This is a genomic window from Kosakonia sp. (assembly GCF_032104925.1).
Classification (GTDB): Bacteria; Pseudomonadota; Gammaproteobacteria; order Enterobacterales; family Enterobacteriaceae; genus Kosakonia.
The window spans coordinates 46,691-55,905 of sequence record NZ_DAMCGF010000020.1 but is presented as its reverse complement, the minus strand read 5'-3'; the positions used below and the strand labels follow the sequence as shown (position 1 = coordinate 55,905).

At 52.9% G+C, this 9,215-nt stretch carries 7 protein-coding genes and 1 tRNA gene; 2 read left to right on the top strand and 6 right to left on the bottom strand.

All coding sequences use genetic code 11. The annotated features are described in order from the left end of the window. Positions 1 to 38: 38 nt before the first annotated feature. The 6 genes from RT644_RS23455 to nagB all read right to left on the bottom strand — a co-directional run bounded on the left by RT644_RS23455 (position 39) and on the right by nagB (position 6,292). Positions 39 to 115: transfer RNA gene (locus RT644_RS23455), tRNA-Met, on the bottom strand. Between the two features lie 218 nt (positions 116 to 333). Continuing rightward, a complete protein-coding gene (gene asnB / locus RT644_RS23450) occupies positions 334 to 1,998 on the bottom strand; it encodes an asparagine synthase B (protein WP_017455907.1) in 1,665 nt (554 codons plus the stop codon). A 256-nt stretch (positions 1,999 to 2,254) separates the two neighbouring features. After that, positions 2,255 to 3,007 (bottom strand): HAD-IIA family hydrolase, encoded by a 753-nt coding sequence (locus RT644_RS23445; RefSeq protein WP_020457025.1) that lies wholly within the window; start codon positions 3,005 to 3,007, stop codon positions 2,255 to 2,257. A gap of 42 nt (positions 3,008 to 3,049) precedes the next feature. Next, positions 3,050 to 4,270, bottom strand: a complete 1,221-nt coding sequence (locus RT644_RS23440) for an N-acetylglucosamine repressor (RefSeq protein ID WP_065368999.1) — start codon at positions 4,268 to 4,270, stop codon at positions 3,050 to 3,052. A 9-nt stretch (positions 4,271 to 4,279) separates the two neighbouring features. Beyond that, positions 4,280 to 5,428, bottom strand: coding sequence for an N-acetylglucosamine-6-phosphate deacetylase (gene nagA, locus RT644_RS23435; RefSeq protein WP_045509002.1), 1,149 nt, complete (start codon positions 5,426 to 5,428; stop codon positions 4,280 to 4,282). 63 nt (positions 5,429 to 5,491) lie between these two features. Continuing rightward, the gene (gene nagB / locus RT644_RS23430; RefSeq protein WP_017455911.1) at positions 5,492 to 6,292 is read right to left on the bottom strand and encodes a glucosamine-6-phosphate deaminase; all 801 of its coding nucleotides are present in this window, start codon (positions 6,290 to 6,292) and stop codon (positions 5,492 to 5,494) included. 331 nt (positions 6,293 to 6,623) lie between these two features. Here nagB and nagE point away from each other — a divergent pair, with 331 nt between their 5' ends. Then, complete coding sequence (gene nagE / locus RT644_RS23425; protein ID WP_097407162.1) at positions 6,624 to 8,642, top strand: N-acetylglucosamine-specific PTS transporter subunit IIBC; 2,019 nt, start codon at positions 6,624 to 6,626, stop codon at positions 8,640 to 8,642. A 114-nt stretch (positions 8,643 to 8,756) separates the two neighbouring features. After that, the gene (locus RT644_RS23420) at positions 8,757 to 9,188 is read left to right on the top strand and encodes a membrane lipoprotein lipid attachment site-containing protein (protein WP_097407161.1); all 432 of its coding nucleotides are present in this window, start codon (positions 8,757 to 8,759) and stop codon (positions 9,186 to 9,188) included. Positions 9,189 to 9,215 lie beyond the last annotated feature (27 nt).

Here is a 9,215-nt window from a genome sequence, read left to right as displayed (position 1 = left end):
TGGTGCGTCTACCAATTTCGCCACTCCCGCAAAAAAGATGGTGGCTACGACGGGAATCGAACCTGTGACCCCAGCATTATGAGTGCTGTGCTCTAACCAGCTGAGCTACGTAGCCATCTTTTTTCGCGTTACCTTATCGGCGTTGCGGGGCGCATTATGCGTATTGGGCCTTACAGCGTCAATACCTTTTTCATCGAAAATTGCCGGAATGTGACTGTTTGGTTAGGTTGCGAACAGCATGACGCTTTATTGGGCGAAAATTGATTTTATTCATTAAATCAGCGCACAAAAAACAACAGGCCCCGCAGGGCCTGTAAGAATAACCATTACTTATTAATAAGCTGACTGGTGAATACCAACCGCGCGACCTGACGGATCGTTCATGGTTTTGAAGGCTTCGTCCCATTCAAACGCTTTTGCGGAAGAACAGGCAACGGACGGGCCGCCGGGAACACATTCCGCTGCGCTTGCCAGCGGGAACAGCTCTTCAAAAATTTCGCGGTACAGATACGCTTCTTTCGATGCTGGCGTGTTGTACGGGAAACGGTAGCTGGCAGTTGCCAGCTGTTGATCCGTAACCTGCTGCGCCGCAACTTCTTTCAGCGTATCGATCCAGCTATAACCCACGCCGTCGGAGAACTGCTCTTTCTGGCGCCATGCCACGCTTGCCGGCAGGTAGGACTCAAAACATTCGCGCAGAATGTGTTTCTCCATTTTGCCGTTGCTGCCGCACATTTTGTCTTCCGGGTTGATACGCATCGCCACGTCGAGGAATTTTTTATCCAGGAACGGTACACGCGCCTCCACGCCCCAGGCGGACATCGCTTTGTTTGCACGGGCGCAGTCAAACATATGCAGGGCCTGCAGTTTACGCACGGTTTCTTCGTGCAGCTCTTTGGCATCCGGCGCTTTATGGAAATAGAGATAACCGCCAAACACTTCATCGGAACCTTCGCCGGAGAGCACCATTTTGATGCCCATCGCTTTGATTTTACGCGACATCAGATACATCGGCGTCGAGGCACGAATCGTCGTCACGTCATAGGTTTCGATGTGGTAAATCACATCGCGAATCGCATCCAGTCCTTCCTGCACGGTGAAATGAATTTCATGGTGCACGGTGCCAAGATGGTTGGCGACTTCCTGCGCCGCTTTCAGATCCGGCGCGCCTTTCAGACCCACGGCGAAGGAGTGCAGTTGCGGCCACCAGGCTTCTGATTTCTCCTGATCTTCAACGCGACGGGCTGCGAATTTTTTGGTGATCGCGGAAATGACCGAAGAATCCAGACCACCCGAAAGCAGCACGCCGTACGGCACATCGGACATCAGATGGCTTTTCACCGCGTCTTCCAGCGCCTGGCGCAGTTCCGCTTTGTCGGTCACGTTGTCTTTTACTGCATCGTAGTCAAACCAGTCGCGCTGATAATAAGAGCGGATTTCACCGTCTTTACTCCACAGGTAGCTGCCTGCCGGGAACTCTTTAATGGTGCGGCAAACCGGCACCAGCGCTTTCATTTCGGACGCCACGTACAGGTTGCCGTGTTCGTCGTGCCCCATATACAGCGGGATAATGCCGATATGGTCGCGGCCAATCAGGTAAGCATCTTTTTCACTGTCGTACAGGGCGAAAGCGAACATACCTTGCAAGTCGTCGAGGAATTCCGGCCCTTTTTCCTGATACAGCGCGAGGATCACTTCACAGTCAGAACCGGTCTGGAATGCGTAACGGTCGCCATATTCTGCGCGTAGCGCCTGGTGGTTATAAATTTCACCGTTCACTGCCAGCGCATGTGTTTTCTTCTCGTTGTAGAGCGGCTGTGCCCCGGCGTTAACGTCAACAATAGACAGACGTTCATGCGCCAGAATGGCTTTATCACTTGCATAAACACCGGACCAGTCCGGGCCGCGGTGGCGCATCAGTCGGGATAATTCCAGCGCTTTTTTACGTAATTCGACTGCGTCGGTTTTAATATCCAGTACGCCAAAAATTGAACACATAGACTTCTCCGTTAACCTTGAGTGCAAAGCTGTAATGTTGTGTGCTTGCAGTCAAAATGCCGCAAAAACGGGGCAGCGCGCAAGCCTTTTACCGCGCTGAAAGTAAAAAGTGCAATGATGATTATTGAATGCTGAAAAAAGAGTATGCATAAGACTCTGTTATTGATGAATCGGCAAAATAATGCGCTTTTTATTGAATGGTGTTCTTTTTGACAGGGGTGAAAATAAAAAACCACGCCCGAAGACGTGGTGAAGTTTAGATAACGTCGATTTCCGCGACCGAGGGGTAAATCCACGACGGGCGAAACGGCATGCTGTCGATATCATCGATGCGCGACACGCCAGAGAGTACCAGGATGGTTTCAAGCCCGGCCTGGAAACCCGCCAGTATATCGGTGCGCAGGTTATCGCCCACAATCACCGTCTGTTCGGAATGCGCCTGCATAGTGTTGAGCGCCGCACGGATAATCCATGGGCTGGGTTTGCCGACATAGAAAGGTTTGCGGCCGGAAATTTTTTCAATACCTGCACACAGCGCACCGCAGGCTGGGTAGTATCCGCGCCCGTGGGTGTCAGGGTTGGTGGCGATAAAGCGCGCGCCGTTCGCCACGAAGAACGCTGCTTTATGCATCATTTCCCAGTTATAGGAGCGGGTCTCGCCAACGATGACAAAATCCGGGTTGATATCGGTAATGGTAAAACCAGCTTTGTAAAGCTCGTGGATCAGTGCGCCTTCGCCCACCACATAGGCTTTTTTCCCTTCCTGGCGTTTAAGAAAATCAGCGGTCGCCATCGCCGAGGTATAAAAGACGCTGGCAGGCACATCAATCCCCGCGGAGACAAAGCGGTTCGCCAGATCCTGGCCCGTTTGCGAAGGGTAGTTGGTCAGTAATACCAGCGGCATGCCTTTTTCAAGGATGCGGGAGATAAACTCCGCAGCACCCGGTACGGCAACGTTGTCGTGCATCAGCACGCCGTCAATATCACAGATTACATTCTGAATGGTCATGGACTGTCCGGATAAAAAAATAAGTATTAACGATAGACGCTGTTAGTTTTCCAGCAAACGTTGCAGCAGCAGACCGTTCAACATAGCGCGTTTTACCAGAGCAAACGCGCCGATCGCCGAGCGGTGATCCAGCGCGGAAGGCACCACCGGCAAGTTTTTGCGAAACGCTTTTAACGCCTGAGTGTTAATGCACGCCTCAATGGCCGGGAGCAGCACTTTTTCTGCTTCAACAATTTCCCCGGCGATCACCACTTTCTGCGGGTTAAACAGGTTAATGGCAATGGCGATGGTTTTACCCAAATGGCGACCAACATATTCGATTACTTCACAGGCCAGCGCATCGCCTTTGTTGGCGGCTTTGCAGATGGTTTTGATAGAGCAATCTTCCAGCGTCAGGCGGCTCTGGTAGCCCTGTTCCAGTAGGTGACGAACGCGGTGTTCTATTGCGGCATTGGCGGCGATAGTTTCCAGACAGCCAAAATTGCCGCAGTGGCAGCGTTCGCCCAGTGGCTCGACTTGCACGTGTCCAATTTCGCCGACGTTGCCGTTACGACCGATAAAAATGCGCCCGTTAGAGATAATCCCGGCGCCCGTCCCGCGGTGCACGCGCACCAGAATGGAGTCTTCACAATCCTGGCTTGCCCCAAAATAGTGCTCGGCCAGCGCCAGACTGCGAATGTCATGCCCGACAAAACAGGTCAATTTGAAACGTTCTTCCAGGGCTTCCACCAGCGCCCAGTTTTCAACCTGAATATGCGGCATATAGCGAATCACACCGCTTTCCGGGTCTACCAGGCCCGGCAGAATAACGGAAATCGCGATCAGTTCGCGGATCTTACGCTGGCTGGTTTCAATAAAGTGGCTGATGGTATTGAGCAGAGCGTGTTCCAGCGTTTCCTGGGTACGTTCGGGAAGCGGATAATGCTCTTCCGCCAGCACTTTGCTGCTTAAATCGTACAAGGTCAGGGTGGTGTCGTAACGCCCGAGGCGCACGCCGATAGCCTGGAAACTGCGGGTTTCGGTAACAATGGAAATAGCGCGGCGGCCTCCGGTGGAGGCCTGCTGATCGACTTCTTTGATCAGCCCGCGTTCGATGAGCTGGCGCGTGATTTTTGTCACGCTGGCGGGAGCAAGCTGGCTTTGTTCGGCAATCTGAATGCGCGAAATGGGGCCGTGTTGGTCAATCAGGCGGTAAACCGCCGCGCTGTTAAGCTGCTTTACGAGGTCAACGTTACCGATTTGAGCTTGTCCGCCTGATGTCATACCGTCTCTTTATGCAGTGACGACCTCGTTGCCATTAACGATGGTCTTGATGATTTTATAATCGCGCGTGAACGCCGTCAGGTTCGCCACTTTCCCCGCGGCGAGACTTCCCAGCTTTTCGTCAACGCCAATGGCGCGAGCGGGGTAGAGGGTTGCCATACGCAGCGCTTCATCCAGCGCAATGCCGACATGCTCCACCAGATTTCGCACCCCTTCGATCATCGTCAGGGAGGAACCGCTCAGCGTTCCGTTTTCGTCCACGCACAGTCCATTACGGTAGTATATTGTTTTGCCAGCAAAAATGAACTGCTCAATATTCGCGCCTGCTGGCGCTGTCGCGTCAGTTACCAGGCAAAGTTTGTCGCCTTTCAATCGCTTAGCATTACGGATATTAACGTAATCGACATGCAGGCCATCTGCAATCACGCCGCAGTAAACGTCTGTGTCATCAAGTACTGCGCCTGCCAGACCGGGTTCACGGCCGGTAATATACGGCATGGCATTATATAAATGTGTGGCGAACGTGATCCCGGCGCGGAAACCAGCTTTTGCTTCTTTTAACGTTGCGTTGGAGTGACCGGCAGAAACCACGATGCCCGCGTCAGCTAACTGGCGAATCACCTCGGTGCCCGCCATTTCCGGAGCCAGCGTAACTTTGGTGATCACATCGGCGTTCTGGCACAGGAAGTCGACTAACGCCGGATCAGGTTTACGCACGAATTCCGGGTTGTGCGTGCCTTTTTTAACAATATTCAGCCACGGCCCTTCCAGATGAAGGCCCAGCGCCTGATTCGGGTATTTAGCCAGGTAATCGCGCATTACCTGCACACCTTGTTTCATTAATTCATCGCTGGTGGTAATCAGCGTCGGCAGGTAGCTGGTGCAGCCGGATTTCTCATTTGCCTGCTGCATGATTTCCAGCGTTTTTACGCTAACGGCTTCTGCGGTGTCGTTAAACTGTACGCCGCCACAGCCGTTGAGCTGCACGTCGATAAAACCGGGGGCAAGGATGGCACCATTCAGCGAGCGTTGTTCAATTCCTGTTGGCAGCTCAGCCAGCGGACAAAGGCGTTCAATCAGACCATTGGCGATGACCAGCGCATGGTCATCCAGAATTTCATGGCCGGTGTAGATTCGGCCCTGGGTTAAAGCATACATAACGACCCCCGGTTAACTAGGTATACCGCTCCGCAGGATCCGCCTCGCGGAGCGGGAACTGACTTACAGACCTTTAATATTTTCCGCTTCTAACTCGTTGAAGTATTTCAACGTTTTCACTTTCAGCTCCATCGTGGACGGTTCGTCACAGACGATGACGGCTTTCGGGTGTAACTGCAGGCAACTGATGGTCCACATGTGGTTAACGTTGCCCTCAACAGCCGCCTGCAGCGCCTGCGCTTTCACGCCGCCGAGCACCAGGATCATCACCTCTTCCGCATCCAACAGCGTACCCACGCCAACGGTCAGAGCGTATTTCGGCACCTGATTAACGTCGCCGTCAAAGAAGCGAGAGTTCGCCACGCGAGTGTCATGGGTCAGGGTTTTAATACGGGTGCGCGAGGCCAGCGAAGACGCCGGTTCGTTAAACGCGATGTGCCCATCGTTGCCTACGCCACCCATAAACAGGTGAATTTTGCCGTAAGAGCGGATTTTTTCTTCATAACGGCGACATTCTGCGTCAATATCCGGCGCGTTGCCATCGAGCAGGTTAATATTTTCAGCCGGAATATCAACGTGATCGAAGAAATTGCGGTGCATAAAGCTGTGGTAGCTTTCCGGGTGATCTTTCGGCAAGCCGACATACTCATCCATGTTAAAGGTGACAACATGCTGGAAACTAACCTGGCCTGCTTTGTGCATCTCAACTAACGCTTTGTACGCGGTGAGCGGAGTTCCACCGGTTGGTAAGCCGAGAATAAACGGACGGTCTGCGGTTGGTTTGAACGCGTTGATACGATTGACGATATGGCGGGCTGCCCATTTGCCGACTTGTTCAGCTGTCGCCAGGGGAATCAGTCTCATTGTTCACCTCTAAAGTTAAATGAAGAAAGTTGGCGGAATGCGTGCTAACTCAGCGTTAAGCGTAACCTGGTTCGCGCCAGAGAGAAGGGAGCAATCCGTCCTGATATTTTTAATCATAAAATAAGTTTTACCTGTTTGCCAGTGATTGGGAGGGTGATTGACGATACTTAGTGATTTTAATCACAGAAAATACGCTTTTAATTTGCGAGGCGAATTAATTTTTCACACACTCTGTCAGGTAGTGAGAAAATAGCCGTGATTTCAGGGTTAGTGACACAATAAAAAACGACTGTTTCAGTGAGCTCTCATCGGGTTCATAGGGGGAATAAAAGTGAGTATTCTAGGTTATCTGCAAAAGATCGGCCGTGCGCTAATGGTGCCTGTCGCCACGCTGCCTGCGGCGGCAATTCTGATGGGTGTCGGGTACTGGATTGACCCGGTTGGCTGGGGGGGGCAAAACGCACTGGCGGCGTTTTTCATCCAGTCCGGCTCCGCCATTATCGATAACATGGGCGTGCTGTTCGCGGTGGGGGTCGCTTACGGTATGTCAAAAGACAAAGATGGTGCTGCGGCGCTGGCTGGCTTTGTCGGCTTCCTGGTTCTGACCACGCTCTGTTCACCGGCAGCAGTGGCAATGATCCAAAAAATCCCTGCGGATCAAGTTCCCGCCGCGTTTGGCAAAATCAAAAACCAGTTCGTCGGTATTCTGGTGGGGATTATTGCCGCTGAACTCTATAACCGCTTTAGCAGCGTTGAGCTGCCGAAAGCGCTCTCCTTCTTTAGCGGTCGCCGTCTGGTGCCGATCCTCACCTCGTTTGTGATGATCGTTGTTGCTTTCATCATGATGTATATCTGGCCGGTCGTGTTTAGCGGTCTGGTGGAATTTGGTGAGAGCATTCAGAAACTCGGCTCCGTTGGCGCTGGCGTTTACGCCTTCTTTAACCGCCTGTTAATTCCGGTCGGTTTGCACCACGCGCTCAACTCCGTGTTCTGGTTTGACGTAGCAGGTATTAACGATATTCCTAACTTCCTTGGTGGCGCGCAGTCTATTGAAGCCGGTAAAGCGGTGGTCGGTATCACTGGCCGTTACCAGGCAGGTTTCTTCCCGATCATGATGTTCGGCCTGCCGGGCGCGGCGCTGGCGATTTACCACTGCGCACGTCCGGAAAATAAAGCCAAAGTTCTGGGTATCATGATGGCGGGTGCGTTTGCCTCGTTCTTTACCGGTATCACTGAACCGCTGGAATTCTCCTTTATGTTCGTTGCGCCGGTACTGTATGTGATCCATGCAGTGCTGACTGGGATCTCCGTATTTATCGCCGCGAGCATGCACTGGATTGCCGGTTTCGGCTTCAGCGCCGGTCTGGTGGATATGGTGCTCTCCTCGCGTAACCCGCTGGCGACCCAGTGGTGGATGCTGATCCCGCAAGGTCTGGTGTTCTTCGTTATCTATTACGTGGTTTTCCGTTTCGCTATCACCAAGTTCAACATGCTGACTCCGGGTCGCGAACTGGCTGTTTCCGGCGACGAAGCGGATGGTCAGGATATGAATGTCAGCGGTAACACCGAGCAGGATGTGAGTGGCCTGGCGCGTCAGTATATCGCCGCGATTGGGGGGTCTTCTAACCTGACCGGTATTGACGCCTGCATTACTCGCCTGCGTTTAACGGTGAAAGACTCTTCGCTGGTGAACGAATCCATGGCGAAACGTCTTGGCGCCTCAGGCGTTATTCGCCTGAACAAAACCGGCGTGCAGATTATTGTTGGTTTCGTGGCGGAAAAAATTGCCGACGCGATGAGAACGGCAGGTGATGTCCCGGCTGCAGGCAGTGCTGCTCCGGCAGCGGCTCAGGCGGCATCGGTAAAGCCGCAGGCGGTACCGAACGCGACAACCATCGCTGAGTTGGTATCGCCTGTAACCGGTGAACTGGTGGCGCTGGATCAAGTGCCGGATGAAGCCTTTGCCAGCAAAGCCGTGGGTGATGGCGTGGCAGTGAAACCGACGGATAAAACCGTGGTTTCTCCGGCTGCGGGCACCATTGTGAAAATCTTCAACACTAACCATGCCTTCTGCCTGGAAACCGAGAAAGGTGCGGAAATCGTTGTCCATATGGGCATTGATACCGTGGCGCTGGGCGGCCAGGGCTTTACTCGCCTGGTTGAAGAAGGTGCGGAAGTGGTAGCGGGGCAGCCGATCCTCGAAATGGATCTGGAATACCTCAACGCGAATGCCCGTTCAATGATTAGCCCGGTGGTGGTCAGCAATATCGACGACTTTAGCGGTCTGGTTATCAAGGCGCAGGGCGCGGTGGTTGCTGGTCAGACTCCGCTGTATGAAATTAAAGGCTAATAGCTCCTGAGTAAGCTTTCATGCCTTAAGCGGCGGGGGAATATCCTCCGCCGCTTTTTTTTGCCTTGCATTTAATCAGTGCCATACTGATGTCGCTTTTATCAAGGGGATGATATGAAAAGGATAATTAGCGCGTTCTTTATCGCACTGACGTTAAGCGGCTGTATTCCACGTTACGCCACGCTGCGTCCACACTATGAAGTGGATGTGCGTAATCCGGCCGGGGAACCGATCTCAACGGCAATGATGTGGGTCAGCACCGGGCGTTCACCGCCGGGGTACTATCCGCCGCCGGAAGCGTTTCGAGCCGATCGGCAAGGGCATATCGACGTGGAGAAAAAATCCCAGTGGGAAAATATGATTTTCTTTTTGCACGGGACGAATTTCTACTCGTGGGGCTGGTGTATTGAAGCGCCGGGTTATGTTCCGCAAAACGGCGAGGGCGATGAGATAGCGAGCCCGGTCATCCTTAAACCGACCACGCAAGATTTACGCTGCCGACAAGCGCAGGACGTAGCTGAATACCTTTCTTCCGGGCATCAGTGATTTGTATAAGTAAAGGTTGTTTCCTGC

Coding starts and splice junctions, on each gene's coding strand:
- asnB (WP_017455907.1), bottom strand. CDS start 1,998: ATGTGTTCAATTTTTGGCGTACTGGATATTAAAACCGACGCAGTCGAA.
- RT644_RS23445 (WP_020457025.1), bottom strand. CDS start 3,007: ATGACCATTCAGAATGTAATCTGTGATATTGACGGCGTGCTGATGCAC.
- RT644_RS23440 (WP_065368999.1), bottom strand. CDS start 4,270: ATGACATCAGGCGGACAAGCTCAAATCGGTAACGTTGACCTCGTAAAG.
- nagA (WP_045509002.1), bottom strand. CDS start 5,428: ATGTATGCTTTAACCCAGGGCCGAATCTACACCGGCCATGAAATTCTG.
- nagB (WP_017455911.1), bottom strand. CDS start 6,292: ATGAGACTGATTCCCCTGGCGACAGCTGAACAAGTCGGCAAATGGGCA.
- RT644_RS23420 (WP_097407161.1), top strand. CDS start 8,757: ATGAAAAGGATAATTAGCGCGTTCTTTATCGCACTGACGTTAAGCGGC.